The organism is Mesorhizobium sp. M0833, assembly GCF_040319905.1.
Classification (GTDB): domain Bacteria; phylum Pseudomonadota; class Alphaproteobacteria; order Rhizobiales; family Rhizobiaceae; genus Mesorhizobium.
In genome coordinates this window covers 142,748-162,557 of record NZ_JAMYOQ010000005.1, presented here as the reverse complement: position 1 = coordinate 162,557, position 19,810 = coordinate 142,748, and the positions used below count along the sequence as shown (strand labels likewise).

18 protein-coding genes are annotated in these 19,810 nt (G+C 64.0%); 6 read left to right on the top strand and 12 right to left on the bottom strand.

Annotated features, from left to right (window positions below; all coding sequences use genetic code 11):
• The first annotated feature begins 15 nt into the window (after positions 1–15).
• Positions 16–1,443 carry a sodium:proton antiporter gene (locus NKH98_RS08320; protein ID WP_352808107.1) on the top strand — a complete coding sequence of 476 codons (1,428 nt, stop codon included), beginning with the start codon at positions 16–18 and terminating at the stop codon, positions 1,441–1,443.
• Here the strand turns inward: NKH98_RS08320 and NKH98_RS08315 are convergent, their stop codons facing one another.
• From NKH98_RS08315 to gcvA, 8 genes are all read right to left on the bottom strand, one after another.
• Entirely contained in the window at positions 1,444–2,187 is a 744-nt protein-coding gene (locus NKH98_RS08315; RefSeq protein ID WP_352800869.1) for an ABC transporter ATP-binding protein, read from the bottom strand.
• A complete protein-coding gene (locus NKH98_RS08310) occupies positions 2,180–2,908 on the bottom strand; it encodes an ABC transporter ATP-binding protein (protein WP_352897612.1) in 729 nt (242 codons plus the stop codon). The genes NKH98_RS08315 and NKH98_RS08310 overlap by 8 nt, the downstream gene beginning before the upstream one ends.
• Positions 2,905–3,867, bottom strand: coding sequence for a branched-chain amino acid ABC transporter permease (locus tag NKH98_RS08305; RefSeq protein WP_352800871.1), 963 nt, complete (start codon positions 3,865–3,867; stop codon positions 2,905–2,907). The genes NKH98_RS08310 and NKH98_RS08305 overlap by 4 nt, the downstream gene beginning before the upstream one ends.
• Positions 3,864–4,745, bottom strand: coding sequence for a branched-chain amino acid ABC transporter permease (locus NKH98_RS08300; protein ID WP_352897610.1), 882 nt, complete (start codon positions 4,743–4,745; stop codon positions 3,864–3,866). The genes NKH98_RS08305 and NKH98_RS08300 overlap by 4 nt, the downstream gene beginning before the upstream one ends.
• Positions 4,746–4,852: 107 nt before the next feature.
• A complete protein-coding gene (locus NKH98_RS08295) occupies positions 4,853–6,157 on the bottom strand; it encodes an ABC transporter substrate-binding protein (protein WP_352477007.1) in 1,305 nt (434 codons plus the stop codon).
• Between the two features lie 160 nt (positions 6,158–6,317).
• On the bottom strand, positions 6,318–7,775 hold the full coding sequence (locus NKH98_RS08290; protein ID WP_352897607.1) for a hypothetical protein: 1,458 nt from the start codon (positions 7,773–7,775) through the stop codon (positions 6,318–6,320).
• 22 nt (positions 7,776–7,797) lie between these two features.
• Positions 7,798–9,102, bottom strand: coding sequence for a nicotinate phosphoribosyltransferase (gene pncB, locus NKH98_RS08285; protein ID WP_352477005.1), 1,305 nt, complete (start codon positions 9,100–9,102; stop codon positions 7,798–7,800).
• Between the two features lie 192 nt (positions 9,103–9,294).
• Complete coding sequence (gene gcvA, locus NKH98_RS08280; RefSeq protein ID WP_352477004.1) at positions 9,295–10,269, bottom strand: transcriptional regulator GcvA; 975 nt, start codon at positions 10,267–10,269, stop codon at positions 9,295–9,297.
• Positions 10,270–10,452: 183 nt separating this feature from the next.
• Here gcvA and speB point away from each other — a divergent pair, with 183 nt between their 5' ends.
• From speB to NKH98_RS08260, 4 genes are all read left to right on the top strand, one after another.
• Entirely contained in the window at positions 10,453–11,514 is a 1,062-nt protein-coding gene (gene speB, locus NKH98_RS08275) for an agmatinase (RefSeq protein ID WP_352897605.1), read from the top strand.
• A gap of 136 nt (positions 11,515–11,650) precedes the next feature.
• On the top strand, positions 11,651–12,460 hold the full coding sequence (locus tag NKH98_RS08270; protein ID WP_352897604.1) for a transporter substrate-binding domain-containing protein: 810 nt from the start codon (positions 11,651–11,653) through the stop codon (positions 12,458–12,460).
• 6 nt (positions 12,461–12,466) lie between these two features.
• Positions 12,467–13,135, top strand: coding sequence for an amino acid ABC transporter permease (locus tag NKH98_RS08265; RefSeq protein ID WP_254815843.1), 669 nt, complete (start codon positions 12,467–12,469; stop codon positions 13,133–13,135).
• Positions 13,132–13,779 (top strand): amino acid ABC transporter permease, encoded by a 648-nt coding sequence (locus NKH98_RS08260; RefSeq protein ID WP_352897603.1) that lies wholly within the window; start codon positions 13,132–13,134, stop codon positions 13,777–13,779. The genes NKH98_RS08265 and NKH98_RS08260 overlap by 4 nt, the downstream gene beginning before the upstream one ends.
• A 17-nt stretch (positions 13,780–13,796) precedes the next feature.
• Here NKH98_RS08260 and NKH98_RS08255 read toward each other — a convergent pair whose 3' ends face one another.
• Entirely contained in the window at positions 13,797–15,200 is a 1,404-nt protein-coding gene (locus NKH98_RS08255; RefSeq protein ID WP_352897602.1) for an MATE family efflux transporter, read from the bottom strand.
• Between the two features lie 230 nt (positions 15,201–15,430).
• Here NKH98_RS08255 and NKH98_RS08250 point away from each other — a divergent pair, with 230 nt between their 5' ends.
• Positions 15,431–16,012, top strand: a complete 582-nt coding sequence (locus NKH98_RS08250) for a histidine phosphatase family protein (RefSeq protein ID WP_352897697.1) — start codon at positions 15,431–15,433, stop codon at positions 16,010–16,012.
• 19 nt (positions 16,013–16,031) lie between these two features.
• On the opposite strand, the gene NKH98_RS08245 is transcribed toward NKH98_RS08250, so the two are convergent.
• Genes NKH98_RS08245 through NKH98_RS08235 form a run of 3 tightly spaced genes read right to left on the bottom strand, consistent with a single transcriptional unit; the run spans position 16,032 to position 19,792 of the window.
• Positions 16,032–17,618: an FGGY-family carbohydrate kinase gene (locus NKH98_RS08245; RefSeq protein ID WP_352897601.1), complete on the bottom strand. Its 1,587-nt coding sequence runs from the start codon at positions 17,616–17,618 to the stop codon at positions 16,032–16,034.
• Positions 17,615–18,298: an HAD family hydrolase gene (locus tag NKH98_RS08240; protein WP_254815839.1), complete on the bottom strand. Its 684-nt coding sequence runs from the start codon at positions 18,296–18,298 to the stop codon at positions 17,615–17,617. Before NKH98_RS08240 ends, NKH98_RS08245 begins: the two co-directional genes overlap by 4 nt.
• A gap of 15 nt (positions 18,299–18,313) precedes the next feature.
• Positions 18,314–19,792: a mannitol dehydrogenase family protein gene (locus NKH98_RS08235; RefSeq protein ID WP_352897599.1), complete on the bottom strand. Its 1,479-nt coding sequence runs from the start codon at positions 19,790–19,792 to the stop codon at positions 18,314–18,316.
• Positions 19,793–19,810: the final 18 nt, after the last annotated feature.

Here is a 19,810-nt window from a genome sequence, read left to right as displayed (position 1 = left end):
CTTTTGAGGGGCTTCATGCGGTTTGCGGCGTTGACGGCAAGTGCTGCACTTACTGCCGCAATCCTTTCTCCAGGAGCGGTTCTCGCGGCCGAAGCGCACGAATTGCCGGGCGCCGCCATGTCGCTGTGGTGGGTGTTGCCGTTTGCCGGGCTGTTGCTTTGCATCGCGACCGGCCCGCTGCTGTTCCATCATGCCTGGGAGCACCATTACGGCAAGATCGCTGCCTTCTGGGCGGCATTGGTGACCGGGCCGCTGGCAATCGCCTTCGGCATCCCGTCGGCCACGCAGGCGGTGCTGCATGCGCTGCTCACCGAATACATGTCGTTCATCATCCTGTTGTTTGCGCTGTTCACCATTTCGGGCGGCATCTTCGTTGCCGGCAACATACACGGCACGCCGCTGGTCAATGCCGGGCTGTTGCTGGGCGGGGCGGTGCTTGCCTCGATCATCGGCACAACCGGCGCCTCGATGATCCTGATCCGGCCGCTCATCCGCGCCAACGATAACCGGCGCTTCAACGCCCATGTCGTCATCTTCTTCATCTTCCTGGTGTCCAACATCGGCGGCTCGCTGACGCCGCTCGGCGATCCGCCGCTGTTCGTCGGCTTTCTGCGCGGCGTCGATTTCTTCTGGACGACAGTTCACCTGTTGCCCGAGACGCTGTTCGTCGCCGGCGTGGTGCTGGTGGTTTTCCTGGCGATCGACATCATCATGCATCATCGGGAGGAAGGCGCGCCGAAGATCAAGGATCCGACGCCCGACAGCAAGGTGCGCATCCGCGGCCTGGCCAACATCCCGCTGCTGGCCGGTGTAATCGCCGCGATCCTGATTTCTGCTGCCTGGAAGCCGGGAGTGAGTTTCGCTTTTCAGGGCGTCAGCCTCGAGCTGCAGAATCTGGTGCGCGACGCCGTCATCCTGATACTGGCCTTCATGTCGCTTGTCGTCTCGCCGAAGGAGTTTCGCGGCGCAAACGCCTTCAGCTGGGGGCCGATCGCCGAGGTGGCGAAGCTGTTCGCCAGCATCTTCATCTGCATCGTTCCGGTCGTCGCCATATTGCGGGCCGGCCTCGATGGCGCGCTGGCGCCGTTGGTGCTGCTGGTCAGTTCGCCGACCGGCGCGCCCGACAATCTCGCGTATTTCTGGCTGACCGGGGCGCTGTCATCCTTCCTCGACAATGCGCCGACCTATCTGGTGTTCTTCGAACTGGCCGGCGGCGATGCGCAGCATCTGATGACCGAGCTCGCCTCGACGCTGGCGGCGATCTCGGCAGGCGCGGTGTTCATGGGCGCCAACACCTACGTCGGCAACGCGCCGAATTTCATGGTCTACGCCATTGCCAGGCATCGCGGCATCAAGATGCCGAGCTTCTTTGGCTATATGGCGTGGTCGGGCGCCGTGCTGATCCCGACTTTCCTGCTCGCCGGCTTGCTGTTTTTTGCCTGATCAGCCGACGCCGACATAGCGACGGACCGCCGAGGGATCGGCACGCAGTTCCTCGACATCGACCGTCTCGCGGTTGCGGCCGTTTTCGATGAAGCAAACGCGGTCTGCGACCGAGAGCACGGCATCGACGCGCTGCTCGACAAGAATTGTCGACACGCCGAGCGCTCGCAGTTTCGACACGGTTTCACGGATCTTGGCGATCATCGACGGCATCAGCCCTTCGGTCGGTTCATCTAGCAGGAGCACCTGCGGTTCCAGACACAGGGCGCGGGCCATGGCCAGCATCTGCTGCTCGCCGCCGGACAGCGTGCCGGAACGCTGCCTGAGGCGCTGGCGCAGCAGCGGGAAAAGATCGAGCACGTTCTCGCGCGTCGCCTTGCCCTTGTTGCGGGCCATCAGGCCGATCTCGATGTTTTCCGCCACGGTCATCTCGGCGAACAGCCGCCGGCCCTGCGGCACGTAGGCGACGCCAGCCTTGGGCACCTCATGTGCCGGCAGACCGGTCAATTCCCGGCCTTCGAGCCGGATCGAGCCGGCGCTTGCCGGCACTAGGCCCATGATCGCCTTCAGCGTCGTCGTCTTGCCGGCGCCGTTGCGGCCGAACAGGCAGAGCACCTCGCCCTCGTTCAACACAAGATCCAAGCCATAGAGCACCTGGACTTCGCCATAGAAGCAATCGAGCCCGGATATGGCCAACGCCTTGGACTGGGCCTTGGACTGAGCCTTGGACTGGACCTCAGCCATGGGTGGTCCCCAGATAGGCGTCCTGCACCGCGGCATTGGCGCGGATCTGCTCGGGCGTGCCTTCAGCCAAGATCCGGCCGGCGTTGAAGACGGTGATGCGGTCGGCGAGTTGCATGACCACCGGCATGTTGTGCTCGATCAAAAGCACGGTGGCACTATCGGCGATCTCGCGCACCAGCTCGATGAAATTGTCGATCTCGCTATCGGCCAGCCCTTGCGTCGGTTCGTCGAGGATCAGAAGCCGCGGCTTCAGTGCCAGTCCCATTGCCACTTCCAGCAGCCGCTGGTGACCGTAGGACATTTGCCCGGCCGGCATTTGCGCGCGGTCGGCAAGGCCGGTGCGCTCGAGAGCCGCCATGACGCCGGTGTGAACCGCGCCCTTCGAGCGGCCGTCGGTCAGCGTGCGCTGCACCGGCAGGGCAACATTGTCGTAGGCGCTGAGATTGGCAAAGACGCTGGTGATCTGGAACGTGTAGGCGATGCCAAGGCGAACTCGGGCGTAGGCAGGCAGGCTGGTGATGTCGGCGCCGTCGAAGACGATCATGCCCGACGAGGGCTGGATGCGGCCGCTGACCAGGCAGACGAAGGTGGTCTTGCCGGCACCGTTGGGGCCGATGATGGCGCGGATCTCGCCCGGCATCAGCGCGAAGTCGACGCCGTCGACGGCGCGCAAGCCGCCGAAACTGCGCGACAGGCCTTTGGTGGTAAGCAGCGGCATCATGGCAACCACCCGAGCCAGCGCTGGCGGATGCTGCCGAGAATGCCTCTCGGGAAGAACAGCACCAGCAGGATGAGCGCTATGCCGACGATCAGCAGATAGGCCGAGGTGTAGCCGCTGGCGATGTCGATGACATAATACATGAACAGCGTGCCGATCAGCGGACCGAGCGTGGTGGCGGCACCGCCCAGCAGCACCCAGAGCAGCGGCAGGATGGAATACTGCACCGAGGCGAAGCTCGAGCCGACATAGCCGAACAGCAGCGCATAGGCGGCGCCAGAAGCCGCGCAGATGCTGCCGGAGATGACGACGGCGGCAAGCTTGCTGGAGAACGTGTCGTAGCCGAGCATCTTGGTCCGCTCCTCGTTCTCGCGGATGGCGACCAGCACACGGCCATAGCCGGAGCGGACTATCGCCAGGCTTATGAGCAGCACGATCGAGAACAGTGCCAGCGCACTCATATAGCGCACGGTCGGGTTGGTGAGGTCGAATGACGTGCTGCCCAGGACAAGGACCCGCATCGGCTGCGGCACCACCAAGCCCTGGTCGCCGCCGGTCCAGGCGGCGAAATAAAGAATGAGGAGATAAAATACCTGAGCGAACATCATGGTGACGATCATGAAGGCGACGCCGGAGGTGCGCAGCGCCAGCAGCCCGATCACCAGCGCAAGCAGCGCGCCGCAGGCAAGCCCGGCTGCGAAGGCGGCCGGCACGCTCCAGCCGAGATGGATGACGGCAAGGCCGGCGCCATAGAGCCCGGCTGAAAAGAACATGGCATGGCCGAGGCTGAGCAGCCCGACATAGCCGAACAGCAGATTGTAGCCCATGGCGAAGACCGCCAGCACCATAATGCGGGCGAGCAGGCCGTGATGATATTCCGGCAGGACAAAACTAAGCCCGAAAAGCAGGGCGATGACGCCGAGATGCAGCGCATATGGCTTTGCCGGCGAAGCATCCTTCATCGCGATGCTGTCCCGAACAGGCCTTGCGGCCGGAACACCAGCACCATGGCGACAAGCAAGGTGGCTATGATCTTGGCCAGCGTCGGCGAGAAGAACACCGAGATAATGCCGTCGGACAGTCCGATCAGCACCGCGGCGACCACCGTACCGCGCAATGAGCCGAGGCCGCCGATGATGACGACGATGAACGAGAGCAGCAGCGGGTCCTGCCCCATCAGATAATGCGCCTGGCTGATCGGCACGATCAGCACCGCGGCCACAGCCGCCAGCATGGCGCCGAGTGCGAAAACGCCGGCATAGACTCTGGTCACCGGGATACCGAAGGCCTGCGCCGTCTCGCTGTCATATTGCGTAGCGCGCATGACGAGGCCGATTTTCGTGCGCGTCAGCACCAGCCAGGTCGCGATCAGCAGCAGCGCCGACGCGGCGATGATCGACAGCTTGTAGCCGGAATAGCCGAACCACGGCAGGAGGATGCGGTAGCTGAACGGCGGCTCGACCGGCCGCGCCTCCGGGCCGTAGAAGGTCAGCGCCAATTGCTGGATGATGTAGAGCATGCCGATGGTGGCGACGATGGTGGCTTCCGGATTGTAGTTGAGCCGGCGCAGCACCAGCCGTTCGGCGACCAGCGCGATCAGGCCGACGATCAGCGGCGCCAGCACCAGGGCGGCCAGGAAGCCGAGCGCCGGATGGCCGGATATCGCCGTAGAGATTGCCCAGGCAAGCACCGCGCCCAGCATGAAGAACTCGCCATGCGCGACATTGACAACGCGCATGACGCCGAACACCAGCGACAGGCCGAGCGCCGTCAGCGCCAGCACGGCGGAGGTGACGAGACCTTCGAGGGCGGCGAGGAGCAGGTGAGGTCCGAAGTGCATCGGCTAAGCACCGGCGGATGCGCAAAGCACCCCCCTCTGGCCTGCCGGCCTGGCCGCAAGGCCAGAGGGGGGTGTCTTGGCGCTCACGCTTGCTGCGGCAGCCAAGCTCACAGCGCCTGCGTCGTGTAATCCCCTTCCGGCTCGTAGAGGCCGTCCTCGATCTTGGTCTTGTGGACGACATTCAGCCGGCCGCCTTCGACCTTGGAGATGTTCTGGATGCCAAAACACTGGTGGATCTTGCCGTTGAAGGTTTTCGGCCCCTGCGGATGCTCGGGCCCTTCGGCGAACTCGGTCAATGCCTCGGTCGCCTCGACCAGCTTGGCGCGGTCTTCCGGGCCCTTGTAGCCGGCATCTTCCATCGCCTTCTTGACGACATAGAGCGTTTCCCAGCAGCCGAACATATGCGCGGCGGTGGAGACGTCCTTGGGGTCGCCGACGGCGGCACCATTGTCGTCGATGCTGACGGCGGCGCGATAGGCCTTCTGCGCGGGGGAATCGTCGGGCTGGGCGTAGCGCGGCGAGCCTTCCCAGAAATGGCTGCCGTCGAGGAATTCGAGGCCGGGGCTGTTGATGTCCGTAGCTTCGAGCGAATCGATGAAGCCGAACAATTGTGGCCGATTGGAGCCGTAGAACTCGCCGAGCTCCTTGACAAAGGTGAGCACCGCCGGGCCGACCATGACGTGGTAGATCACCTCGGTCTCCGCGGGGATCTGCGGGAAATATTTGGTGAAGGAGGATTCCGTCGGGGGGATGGCGATCTGGGCGATAACCTCGGCGCCTTGCGCCTTCAGGGCCGGCGGCAGGTAGTCGCGATGGTCGTAGCCGAACGCGAAATCGGGAAATATCTGCGTCACCTTCTTGCCGGCATTGGCGGCAATCCACGGCGCCATCGACTGGATCTGGCTCTTCACATCGGTGATGCCGGGCTGGAAGACGTAGCGGTTCAACTTGGTCGACGCGACGTGGTGGCCTTCGCTAACGACGAAATAGGGCATCTTGGCCTCGCCGGCGGCCGGCGCCGAGCCGATGACGACATGCGAAAACAGCGTGCCGTAGACGATGTCGGTCTTGTGCTGGGAGGCGAACTTGCCGACGACTTCGGCGCCCCGGCCGGGATCGGTGCCGTCATCCTCGATGATCACCTCGACCGGCCGGCCGTTGATGCCGCCAGCATCGTTGATAGCCTTGACGGCAGCGGCCGTGGTCTTCTCGTACCAGCGGCCATAGGCGGCGCCGATGCCGGTGCGGTGCGACTGAAAGCCGATCTTGATCGGCGCCGAGCTCTGCGCCTGGCTGTAACGCACGAAACCCGGCGCGACGGCAAGACCGGCGCCGGCGGCAAGGCCCTTCAGCGCCGTGCGGCGGGTGAGAGCGGATCTGGAGAGATCGAAAAACCCATTCTTGTCAGTCACGGCAGTTCCCCTTTTTTGAGCTTTGACCAATGGCTGTAGCAGGCAGGCCACTCTTGTTAAGAGGGGCGAAAATTGCATGTGTACAAACTAAATCACCAAAGCTCTGACGTGGCAAGCGAGCTTTCCCCAAGGTTCGATTGACGGCCATCGCGCACCTCGTTCATCCGGCGCTCGGCGTCGCAAGCAGCCATAGGCCGAGCACGGTATAGGCAATCATCAGCACGGTGAGCGGGAACTGGCTGAGCGCGGCGCGAGCCGGACCGGGATGCAGCCGCCAGGCCAAGCCATGAGCGACAAGCACTGCAAGCATGTGGCCGGCAATGATGACGCCGGCCTGGAGGTTCCACAGCCACCACGCCGAGCCGGCGCCGGCGACAACCCCGGCTTCAATTGGCATATCGGCGGTACCGAACAGGTTCCAGCCCAGCGCAAACGGGTCGGAAAGAGCGGCAATCGCATATTGGCCGTCGACCAGCAGCGCCGTCAGATAATGCGCGAAGTGGTAGGCGAGCGCGATCGGTACGATCGACCAGACCAAAAGCCCGGCGGCGTGACCGAGCGAATGCTTGCTGCCGGCAAGGTGCTGGCCAAGAAAGACGGCGAGCGCGAACACGGCCGCAAGCACGGCAAAGCTCAGCGCAAGGCCGAAACTGCCGATGCCGATCAAAGCGGTGCGTCCAGGAAACTCCAGCGGATTGATGCCGAACCAGCCTAGCCAGAGGAAGGTTTTCGACAGGCCGTCGAAGGACACAGACGATAGCGCAAGCAGCAGGAAAGCGACGCCGCTGAGCGGTAGCGGCGCGGCGCCGAGCAGCTTGGCACCCGGCCAGCAGAGTTTGAGCCGGCCGTCCTCGTTACGCTCGACGATGGCGAAGTGCGCTACCATGGAAAAGAACACCGTCAGGAACTCGCCGCGCTGGCTCCAGTCGCGGTATCCGAAGACCTGCATGGCGGCAAAGCTCAGCAGCCAATAGGCGCCGGCGGCCCAGGCCAGCCGCGCCGGATCGTCGGGCGCAGGGTCGATCAGCTCGAACCAGGCGAAGGCGAAGAACAGCACGAAAGCCGGCCAATAGCCGAGCCACTGGGGGAGCAACTGCGGCTGCGATCTGCCGAACAGCTGCGAGACGATACGGCACGGCCCGTACCAGGGGTTGAGCCACGACCAGAGATCGCCGGCGAGCCCCTGCAACAGAGCCAGGCCAACCCAGAGCAATGTCCATACGGTTAGCGGCAGCGGATTGGAGAGCGGATCGCGGCTGCCGAACAGGCCGGCGGCAATCAGAATTGCAAAGCCGGCAAAGGATACCAGGCTGACGGCAGTCCGCGCGCCGTCGCCGAAGGCGAAAAGCGGCAAGCGTTTGCGCCAGAAGCGGTCGAGGGAGTCCGGCGGGAGTAGGGCGAGGATCAGGAAGCTGGCGGCAACCGCGAGCGCGCCACCGACGACGTAGTAGCCGGTGGGAAGCAGCAGGACGTGGCCACGGTCGGAGGCGTGGGCGAAGGCACGGGTGGGCGAGAATGCAAAGGCAACAACGACGAGAGCTAAACTGTAACGACGGCGCTCTACGGCGCCCCCCTCTGTCCTGCCGGACAGGACAGAGGGGGGCGCGAAGGAACTCATACTACGCAAGAGTTCCCCTACCTCACACTTTCACCAGTTGCTCCACGCGATCCTTCTGGCCGAATATCCGCAAATAGCGCTCGATCTCTTTCTCGTCGCCGGTCGACTTGGCCGGATTGTCGGAAAGCTTGACCGCCGGCCTGCCGTTGGCTTCGGTGACCTTGCAGACCAGCGAGATGGCGTCTAGCCGGTTGGTCTCGGTCGGCGCGCAGCCCTCGAAATCATTGGTCAGGTTGGTGCCCCAGCCGAAGGACATGCGCACCTTGCCGCGGAAGTGGCGGTAGGTCTCCTCGATGGTCTCGACCTCGAGCCCATCCGAGAAGATGAGCAGCTTCTGCTTGGGGTCCTTGCCCTTTTCGCGCCACCAGGAAATGATCTTCTCGCCGCCTTCGATCGGCGGCGCGCTGTCGGGGCGGAAGCCGGTCCAGTCGGCGACCCAGTCCGGTGCATCGCGCAGGAACGCCGCGGTGCCGAAGGTGTCCGGCAGTACGATAAGCAAGTTACCGCCGTAGTAGCGCTGCCAGTCCTGCAGCACGTTGTAGGGGGACTGTTTCAATTCCTTTTCCGAATTGGTGAGCGCGGCGAACACCATCGGCAGTTCATGCGCGTTGGTGCCGAGCGCCTCGAGATCGTTGTCCATGGCGAGCAGCACATTGGAGGTGCCGGTGAAGGCCTCGCCGATGCCCTCCTTCAACGCTTCGACGCACCAGCGCTGCCACAGGAAAGAATGGCGGCGGCGGGTGCCGAAATCCGAGATGCGGATGCCGGGCAGCGCCTTCAGCCGCTCGGTCTTGGCCCACATCTTGGCCTTGGCGCGGGCATAGAGCACGTCGAGCGCGAACGGCCCGAACGCCCGCATGGCCGCGCGCGATCGAAGTTCATTGATAATTGCCAGCGCCGGGATCTCCCACAGCGTCGTGTACATCCACGGGCCGCTGAAGGCGAGTTCGTATTGGCCGTCGCGCTTGGAAAGCTCGTATTCGGGCAGTCGGAAATTTTCCAGCCAGGCGAGGAATTCCGGTTCGAAGATCTGCTTGCGGCCATAGAAGGTGTTGCCGCCGAGCCAGATCATCTCTTTCTTCGAGAAGCGCAAGGTGCGGGCATGGTCGAGCTGCTCGCGCAGCTCCGTCTCATCGATCTCCTCGGCAAGGCGGACCGAGGTGGTTCGGTTGATCAGCGTGAAGGTGGCGTCGACCTTGGGATACATGCCCCAGATCATCTGCAGCATCAGAAGCTTGTAGAAATCGGTGTCGAGCAAGCTACGGACGATCGGGTCGAGCTTCCAGGTGTGGTTGTAGACGCGCCGCGCTATATCGGTCTTTGCCATCGCTCAATGCGCCTTCGCTGCTCGCTCTAGCTTTTGTCTATCGCAATTCCGGACGGAAAACCGCTGCGCACTTTTCCTGGAATTGCTCCAAATGCCTCTTAGCATCGAATTTTTGAACGCGCCTCCCGCTTTGCGGGCTGGCCCGACAAAAAGAAGCCCCTGCGGCAAGCGGCGCCCGCGGCAGTTTCGGCCTCAGGATGCAGTCTTGGAGCCGACCACCTTGAGCGCTGGACGCTTGCGGCGAATGCCGATGCGACCTGCCACCGGCGCGTCGGCGCGGCGGTCGGCCTGCTCTTTCTCGGCAAACAGCCAGTCGATGAACAATTGCACGATCGGCGCCGACCGCATCTCGTTGCGGCAGACGACGTAGAAATCGTCGACCGCCGGCACGGAAAGGCTGAACGGGGCGACAAGCAGACCCCGGGCGAGCAGTCCGCTTGCCGTCACCGTATCGCCGAGCGCCACGCCATGGCCGTGAACCGCGGCCTCGGTCGCCATGCGCGCATCGCCGAGATGATGGCGGCGGCCGCGCTCGAGGTCCAGTGCGTCGGCGGCGGCCAGCCAGGTGTGCCATTCGCGGCCGTCATCGCCATGCAGGAAGACGTGATCGGCGAGGTCGCGGACGGTGCGGATCGGGCGGTTGTTGATCAGCGTCGGACTGACCACCGGGAACAGTTCGAGACCCGACCATTTGCGCATCCAGCAGTCGGTCCAGCTGCCGTCGCCATAGTGCACGCAGACATCGATGTGCGGGGCGCGGACGTCCTTGGCGTCATTGGATGGGATCAGCGTCAGCCTGATATCCGGATATTGCGAGGTGAAGCTGCCCAGCCGCGGGATCATCCACAGCAACAGCAGAGCCGGCACGCACGATACCGACAGCGCGCCGGTGCTGGCCGGCCGTGTCATGCGCTGCGTGGCGGCGGCAATGCCGTCGAAGGCGGTCGACACCGCCGGCAGCAACTCGGCGCCGTGCGGCGTCAGCTTCACCCGCTGGCCGGCACGCTCGAACAGCTTGACGCCCAATGATTGCTCGAGCGCCTTGATCTGATGACTGATGGCGCCGTGGGTGACGTTCAGCTCGGCCGCCGCCTTGCTCAGTGAGGCATGGCGCGCCGTCGCCTCGAAGGCGCGCAGCGGGTTGAGCGGTGGCAAACGCTTGGCCATTTGGAACCTGAGCTCTGTGAGATTTTCTCACAGCGAACACCCTAACAATATCAATTGATTTTTCAATGCAGCTACAGGACACTTTGCCCAGGCATTGCATCAAGACGTGAAATCCGCAGACAGCCGGCGGCTGCGGCTATCGAGGCCGCCGCCCGCGCACCGCACCAGCCATGGAGGACCGACATGGGTTACGACCGCGGCAAGCTCGAAGCGTTGCGCCGCAAATATGGCGAGAGCCATGGCGGCGAAATGTTCGACCCGAAATTCCAGCGTGTCGCCGACAAGATTTTCTCCAAGACCGGCACGCGGCTGGCGCCCTATTCCGGCATCCCGACCTTCCTCGCGGCGCCTTATCGTGAGATCGCCGCCGACAATCCGGATTTCGGCGATCTGCAGGTGGCAATGATCGGCGTGCCGATGGATCTTGGCGTCACCAACCGGCCGGGCGCCCGTTTCGGGCCACGGGCGTTGCGCGCCATCGAGCGCATCGGCCCCTACAATCATTTGCTGGAATGCGCGCCGACGCATGAGCTGAAGGTCGCCGACATCGGCGACGTGCCGTTCCAGAGCCGCTACCGGCTGGAGACCAGCCATGACGACATCGAACGCCGCACCAACCAGATCGTCGACGCCGGCGTCCTTCCGCTTTCAGTCGGCGGCGATCATTCGATCAGCCACCCGATCCTGAAGGCTGTCGGCAAGAAGGCGCCGGTGGGCATGATCCATATCGACGCCCACTGCGACACCAGCGGCCTGTTCGACATGACCAAGTTCCACCATGGCGGGCCGTTCCGCAACGCGGTGCTGGACGGCGTGCTCGACCCGAGCCGCACCATCCAGATCGGCATTCGCGGCTCGGCCGAATATCTGTGGGAGTTCACCTATGAGTCCGGCATGACCGTGGTGCATGCTGAAGAGGTGACCGGCCTCGGCATTCCCGCCATTATCGAGAAGGCGCGCAGGATAGTCGGCGACGGCCCGACCTATGTCTCCTTCGACATCGACAGCATCGATCCGGCCTTCGCACCGGGCACCGGCACGCCGGAGGTCGGCGGGCTGACGACGCGGGAAGTGCTCGAGCTGCTGCGCGGCCTGAAGGGCCTCAACATCGTCGGCGGCGACGTCGTCGAGGTGGCGCCGCAATATGACGCGACCACCAACACGGCGCATGCCGGCGCGCAGGTGCTGTTCGAGATCCTCAGCCTGATGGTGTTCAGCCCGGCGATTGCCGGCAGGGCAGGCTGACGCAGCTCGACCATGATCCCGAAAGTGGGAACCGGTTTTCGGAAAAGATCATGGTCCACTAGAGAATCCAAAGGCGACCGCCGCGCTGGAGCCGGCGGTTGCATTCAACAAACAAGCTTCCAGCAGGGGAATGACAATGACACTTCACATGAAGCTCAAATCATCCATCGTCGCCGTGCTGATGTTCGGCGCGACCGGTCTTGCTTTCACCACCCAGGCCGCCAATGCCGACGCCATCGACGACATCGCCAAGGCCGGTGCCATCAATGTCGGCATCTTTTCCGACTTCCCGCCCTTCTCCTCGGCCAGCGCCGACATGAGCATCAAGGGCTACGACATCGACGTGGCGCAATCCATCGCCGACCAGCTCAAGGTCAAGCTCAACCTGGTCAGCGTGACCGGCCAGAACCGCATTCCGTACCTGACCGACAAGCGCGTCGACCTGCTGATGAGCGTCGGCTACTCCAAGGAGCCTGAGCAGGTGATCGATTTCGCCGCCGCCTACGCACCCTACTACATCGCCGTCATCGGCCCGGCAGCACTCTCGGTCAAAGGCAAGGAAGACCTTGCCGACAAGTCGATCGCCGTCAATCGCGGCACGCTGGAGGACACCTCGCTGACCGAGGCGGCACCCGCCTCGGCCGACATCCGCCGTTTCGACAACTATAATTCCGTCATCCAGGCGTTCATCTCGGGCCAGACCCAACTGATGGTGGTCGGCAACGATGTCGGCGCCCAGGTGCTGGCTCGCCAGGAGGAACTGAAGCCGGAGCAGAAATTCCAGCTTCTCACCTCGCCCTCGCATATCGGGCTCAACAAGAAGGAAGACCGCCTCAAACAAGCGGTCAACGATGCGGTCGCCAAGATGCTGGCCGACGGCAAACTGGACGAAAGCTCGAAGGCCTGGCTGAAGACACCGCTCGATCCCGCCAATCTCAAGGATTGACGGCCAGTGACCTATAGCCTCGACTTCGGCTGGCTTGCCGGGGCGACAGGGGCGATCGCGCGCGGCGCGGCCACGACGATCCTGCTGATCGCTGTGACCACGCTGGCGGGAACGTTGCTCAGCATCCTCGGCGCGGCAGGGCGGCGGAACGGTCCGCTGCTGCTCAAGCGGGCGATCGGCTGGTATGTCGAGGTGATCCGCAACACGCCGTTCCTGGTGCAGCTGTTCTTCATCTTCTTCGGGCTGCCCAGCATCGGCGTCAGGCTCGATCCGGTGCTGGCGGCCATGTTGGCGATGACGCTCAACATGGCCGCCTACACGATCGAGATCGTTGGCGCCGGGCTCGACGCGGTGCCGCCCGGGCAGACGGAAGCGGCACTGGCGCTTGGGCTCAGGCCACGCCAGGTCTTCATCAAGATCGTGCTGCCGCAGGCGCTCAAGGTGATCTATCCGGCGCTGACCAGCCAGATCGTCATCATGATGCTGGAATCCGCCGTGGTGTCGCAGATCGCGGTGCGCGAGCTGACCTATGAAGCCGACATGCTGCAGGCGCGCACGTTCCGGGCTTTCGAGACCTATTTCGTGGTGACGATGGTCTATCTCGCCCTGTCGATTGGGCTGCGCCGGCTGCTGGTCGGCGGCGGCCGCCGGCTTCTTGGAGCCGGCGTGTCATGATCGAATTCACCTTCTGGGACATTCTGCGCAACCTGCTACTGGCCGCGCGCTGGACGGTGCTCTTGTCGTTGGCCGCCTTTGTCGGCGGCGCCGTGGTTGGTATGGTCGTGCTGTTCTTCCGGATCGCCAAGAATAAATGGGCGCGGCGGCTTGCCTCCGGCTACATCGCGCTTTTCCAGGGCACACCGCTGCTGATGCAGCTCTTCCTGATGTTCTTCGGCTTGCCGATGCTTGGCTTGCGCATCGAGTCGTGGACCGCGGCGGTGCTTGGCCTGACCTTCTTCGCCAGCGCCTATCTCGCCGAGATCTGGCGCGGCGGCGTCGATGCGCTGCCGCCCGGCCAATGGGACGCCGGCGCCAGCCTCGGCCTGCACTACCTGCAGGAGCTCAGGCTGATCATCCTGCCGCAGGCGTTTTCGATCACCCGCGCGCCGACCGTCGGCTTCCTGGTGCAGCTGATCAAGTCGACCGCGCTGACCTCGATCATCGGTTTCGAGGAGCTGGTGAGGACATCCAACGCGATCAACAATGCGACCTTCGAACCGTTCAAAGTCTATGGGCTGGTAGCGCTGATCTTCTTCGTCATGTGTTTCCCGCTAACGCAATACGCACGTTCGCTCGAGCAGCGGGCGGCGGCCCGCTGAGCCGGGCGACCAGCAATTCAACGCCCGAACGCCAGCGGCGGCGCGATTCTGTCGCGCCTCAGCCAGCGCGCCAGCAGGAGTGCAGCAACCACCGCCAGTCCCGACGACAGGCCGATCCAGATGCCGACGCCATGGAAGCCGAAACGGAAGGCGAGCAGCACGCCGAGCGGCAGGCCGATGCCCCAATAGCCGATCGCGGCGTAGATCATCGGCACCTTGGTGTCGTGCAGCCCGCGCAGCATGCCGCTGGCTACCGCCTGCGCGCCGTCAAAAACCTGGAACAGCGCGGCAAAAGCGAGGAACGACACGGCAAGCGCCACCACCTCGGCATTAGCCGGATTGCCCACATCGATGAAGGCGCCGATCAAGAGATGCGGCCACAAGATCATCACCAGCCCCATCAGCGCCATGAAGGAGACACCGACGACATAGGCGGTCCAGCCAGCCCGGCTGACACCTTCCGGATTGCCGGCGCCGTGGGCGAGCCCGACGCGCACCGTCACCGCCTGGTTGAGGCCGAGCGGCACCATGAAGGTGACCGAGGCGATCTGGATGGCGATCGCATGGGCGGCAAGCGAAGCCGCATCGATCAGGCCCATGAGAAAGGCCGCCGCGTTGAAGATCGTCACCTCGAACGCCAGCAGGCCGGCGATCGGCAGGCCGAGCCGCAGCAGGCCCTTGAAGCGCGGCCAATCGGCGCGCCAGAAGCGTCCGAACAGACGATAGCGCCGGAACTTCTTCTCAAGCATCACCACCGTCGCCATGCCGGCGAACATCAGCGTACTGGACAGAGTGGTGGCAAGGCCGGAGCCGGCGATGCCCATCGATTGGATGCCGAGATTGCCGAACATGAACAGCCAGTTGAAGAAGGCATTGCAGGCGACGGCAACGAAAACGATGATCAGTGCCCAGCCCGGCCGCTCCAGCGCCGAAATGAACGAGCGCAGGACGATGTAGCCGAAAAAGGGCAGCACCGCCCATTCGAGCCAGCGCAGATAGATACCCGCCTGGTGCGCCAGCGCAGGCTCCTGACCCATGGCCAGCAGCACGCTCTCGCCGTGCCAGAGAAGGGCCCATATCGGAAGGCAGATGAGGATCGCCAGCCACAGACCCTGGCGCACGGTGCGGCGCAGGTCGCGCACCGAGTGGCGGCGACGGCCGAGCTCGGTCGCCATCATCGGCGAGGTCGCCAGCATCAGGCCAAGTCCAAAGATCAGCGGCATGAAATAGAGGTTGGCGCCAAGCGCGCCGCTGGCCAGCGTGTCCGGCCCCAGCCGCCCCATCATCATGACGTCGGTAGCGGTCATCGCGGTCTGGCCGAGATTGGTCAGCACCATCGGCCAGGCGAGCGCCAGCATCGCCCTGATTTCCCGACGCCAAAGGTTTTCCGGCGCGCGAGCGTCGGCTTCGATCGCAGACATTCCAGTTTTCCGCCTATCCGATTGCGGCACGTCGGCAAGGGCCGGAAGCCGCGTCTCAGCGCGGAAACGGCCACGATCGGCCGGATTCCGCATTACGACGGGTTTGTCTATGAAATAGGCACCGGTGGCAAGGGGCTGACTTGCGAAAGGGTTAAGCCAGTCAGCTCAATGCAGGCTGTTGGAGAGGCTGGAAGCCGCTATGGTCACGGTGGATTCATTTGAAAGGCACCCTGATGAGCGCGTTTCCCGAAATCTATCTGGTTCGGCATGGCGAGACGGAATGGAGTGCGTCCGGAAAGCATACCGGCCGGACCGACATACCGCTGACGCCGGCCGGCGAAGACGCTGCGAGGCGGGTCACTGAGCGGCTAAAGGGCCTGTCCTTCTCGGCGGTGTGGTCGAGCCCGTCGCAGCGCGCCTTCAACACCTGTGCGCTGGCCGGCTTCGGCTCTTCGGGCGTAAAGAAGGACGATCTGGCGGAGTGGGATTATGGCGCCTATGAGGGATTGACCACCAGGCAAATCCTTGCCGAACGTCCAGGCTGGCGTCTCTTTCGCGACGGTTGCCCGAGGGGCGAATCAGCCGCAGATGTCGGCTCGAGGGCGGACCGCATCGTCAGCCAGCTGCGCCAGGCCAACGGCAACATCCTGGTGTTTTCAAGCTCGCATTTCCTGCGAGTGCTGGCTGCGCGCTGGCTCGGCCTGCCGCCGCAAGCCGGCGCGCTGTTCGTGCTGGATACCGCCAGCATAAGCGTGCTCGGCTATGAGCATGATCTCGACGAGCCGGTTGTTCGGCGTTGGAACCAGCGATAGCGCGTGAAAGCCGTTGGACCTATATGATCGCGTCCAGCGCCCGCCTTTGCCTGTGCATTTCGAGGAACACGCGGTAGTCGCGGTCGAACCGGCCGGCGGCAGCCGGATTGGGCTCTCGCGTCCTGCCGCCTTGCTGCATGGCGACGCAGGCGGCATTCAAATCGGGAAAAAGCCTGGCCGCGGTGGCGGCAATCATGCCGGTGCCGAGCAGCACCGCCTCGTCCGCCAGCGGCTCGACCACCGTGCAGCCGGTGGCGTCGGCATAGAGTTCCATCAACAGCGGGTTCTTGGTGTGGCCGCCGGTGACGTGCAGCGTGTCGATCAGATAGCCGTTCTCGTTCAGTGCTTCCAGCACATGGCGGACGCCAAGCGCGATGCTGACGGCGGTGCGCCAGTAAAGCTTGCACAGGCTGTCGAAGGAGGAATCCAGTGTCAGTCCGCTGATGACGCCGACGGCATGCGGGTCGGCAAGCGGCGAGCGGTTGCCATGGAAATCCGGCAATACATGCAGCCTTGCGGCGAGGTTGCCACCCTCGGCGGCGCGCAGCTCGGCGACGCGGCGGGCGATCCTGGCATGCATGACGGCATCCGGCTCGCCGCCGGCGCCATGCCAGCGGATAATGTGATCGAGCAGCGCTCCGGTGGCCGACTGGCCGCCTTCCGACAGCCAAAGGCCGGGAAGGGCTGCGCCATAATATGGCCCCCAGACACCGGCGAAAGGCTGCGGATCTGGCGACATCGCCATGACGCAACTCGACGTACCGGCAATCAGGGCCAGATGGCGGCCGATGTTCGTCGCGTCACCGGCGAAACCGCCGAGCACGCCGAGCGCGCCGGCATAGGCATCGATGACGCCGGCGCCGACCCGGCATTTTCCGGTGAGGCCAAGCTCCGCCGCGGCTTGCGCGCTGAGCGGACCGATATCTGCGCCGACCGGGCTCGCCTTGTCCGGCAAATTGCCGTGCTCGAAAAGGTCGCCGAGCCCGACCGCTTCGAAGAAGTCGCGCCGCCAGCCGGTCGCTTCATGGGCCAGATAGGTCCATTTGGCGGTCAGCGTGCATTGCGAACGAGCGAGCGAGCCGGTCGCCTTCCAGGTGAGGAAGTCGGTGAGGTCGAACAGGTAGCCGGCTTCGTTCCATGTTCCGGGCAAGTTGCGCTTCAGCCACATCAGCTTCGGCGTTTCCATTTCCGGCGACATGACGCCGCCGATATAGTCGAGCACGGCGTGGCCGCTTTCGGTGCATTCATCGGCCTCGGCAATTGCGCGATGGTCGAGCCAGACGATGGTGTCCCAGCGCCTTCCGCCTGTAACGGACACGCTGAGCTGGCCGCCATGCCGGTCCCGCACCACCAGCGAGCAGGTGGCGTCAAAAGAGATGCCGACGATATCCTCAGCCTTCACGCGCGCCTTTTCGCGGGCAGCACGCACGGCACTGCACACCGCCGACCAGATATCCTGCGAATCGTGTTCGGCGTGATCGGCCTTCGGCTGTTGCATGGCGATCGGGTGCTCGGCGCGGCCGAGCAAGGCGCCACCGGTGTCGAGAATGCCGGCACGGGCGCTTCCGGTGCCGACATCGACCGCGCAAACGAAACTGTTGGTCAAGGTGTTCTTGCTCTCGCTCCCAGGCCTGCAATCAGATCGGGCAATTGCAGCATGTCAGCGAATATAAAGTCCGGCTCACTCGACGCAAGCCGAGCTTTCAAGGCCGGGTTGCCGGTGTGCGAGCCGCCGGTGAAGGCAAGGACGCGCATGCCGGCCGCCCGCGCCGCTTCGATGCCGGCCGGGCTGTCCTCGACGACGAGGCAGTTTCGCGGGGCCGCTCTCATTTTATCTGCTGCATGGAGAAAGAGATCGGGCGCCGGTTTGCCCCGCGCCACCATGGCAGCGCTGAACAGATGCGGCTCCAGCAGCCCAAGCAGCCCCGTAACCTCGAGCGCATAGCGGATGCGCTCCAGCGTGCCGGAGGAGGCGACGCAGCACGGCACGCCGAGCTTCGGCAGGACCTGTGCGATGCCTGGCATCGGTTTCAGCTCCTGGCGGAACTTGCGCATCAGTTCGGAGCGCATCTCGGTCAGATGCTGGTCGGTGAGATCGAGCCCGAAGTCGCTTGCGAGGATTTCGCGGACGCTCTTCATGCTCTTGCCGAGGAAGTGCTCGTAGGCAATGTCCTCGCTGACGTTGCCGCCGGCAAGCGCGATCATCTCCAGCAATGCCGAGACGGACAGCATCTCACTGTCCACCAGCACGCCGTCACAGTCGAAAATGACCAGTTCAGGCGTCATCGCGCTGGATCGGCTTCAGAGGTCGCCGGCGAGATAGCGCGTCAGTGTCGCGCGCGCGCCGTCCGCCCACAGCGATTTGAGCGCATGGGCGAACGCTTCGGCGAAGGGCGGCGAGCGGCCGACATCGCCATAGATGTCCTCCATGGCAAGCCAGGCGCCAGGCATGTCCCTGGCCGCCTTGGCCGTCGCCTGCAACCGGCCCCAGTTAGGGTCGTTGGGCTCGGTGACGGCACCGGAATCCGTCGTGCCGAAGCAGTAGCGACACCAGAGCGCAGATTCCAGCGCCAGGCCGGTGACGCTCTTGCCAGCCTTCAGCCGGTCGGCGATCGTCGGAATGATGAATTTCGGCTGGCGGTTGGAGCCGTCGAGGCAAAGCCGGCGTATGGTGTCGCCGATCTTCGGATTGGAGAAGCGGTGCTCAATGAGCTGGTAGTAATCGTCGAGGTCGGTGTCCGGAACCGGCGGCACGGTCGGGATGATTTCATTATGCTCGAGCTTGTCGAGGAAGCCGCGTACCAGTGGCTCCTGCATCGCCTCATGGACGAAATGGATGTCCATCAGCCCGGCCGGATAGGCGATGGTCGCATGGCCGCCATTGAGAATGCGGATCTTCATCAGCTCATAGGGCGCGACGTCGCTGACGAACTGCACGCCGACCTTTTCCAGCGGCGGGCGGCCGTCGGTGAAACGGTCCTCCAGCACCCACTGCTTGAACGGTTCGCAAAACACCGGCCAATTGTCGTCGAGGCCGAACTCGCTGGCGAGAATGCCGCGCTCGCGGTCGGTGGTGGCCGGCGTGATGCGATCGACCATGCCATTGGGAAAGGCAACCTTCTCGCTCACCCAGTTTGCCAAACCTTCGTCGATCAGCCGCGCAAGGCCGATGACGCCATCTGAGGTGACATGGCCGTTATGGGGGATGTTGTCGCAGGACATGACGGTGAAGGGCACGATACCGTCGGCGCGGCGGCGTAGCAGCCCGGCGAGGATGAGGCCGAAGACGGTCTTCGGCGTCGCCCCCGGCTCAGCGTCTGCAACGATGTCGGGATGTGTCGGATTGAAGACGCCAGAAGCCGGATCGATGAAATAGCCGCCCTCGGTGATGGTCAGGGAAACGATCTTGATCGCCGGATCGGCAAGCCGCTCGACGATTGCGATCGCGTCGCCAGGCACCAGGAAGTCGATCATGACGCCGGTGACACGCGCGCTCATATGGCCGCTGTCCTGCTCGACCACGGTGGTCAGCCAGTCCTGCTCCTGCAGCTTGCCGCGGCCGACCTTCTCGCCCTCGAAGACGCCGGCGCCGACAATAGCCCAGTCGTGGCCAACCCCCGAGTTGAACAGATCGTCGAGGTAGACGGCCTGGTGCGAGCGATGGAAATTGCCGACGCCGAAATGCACGATGCCGGCCTTAAGCGCGGCGCGATCGTATTTCGGGCCGGCGACCTTGGGCGGCAGCTTGCCCAGGATGGAAGAAGAGAGTTTCACGGTCATCTGCTTTACCCTTTAGCG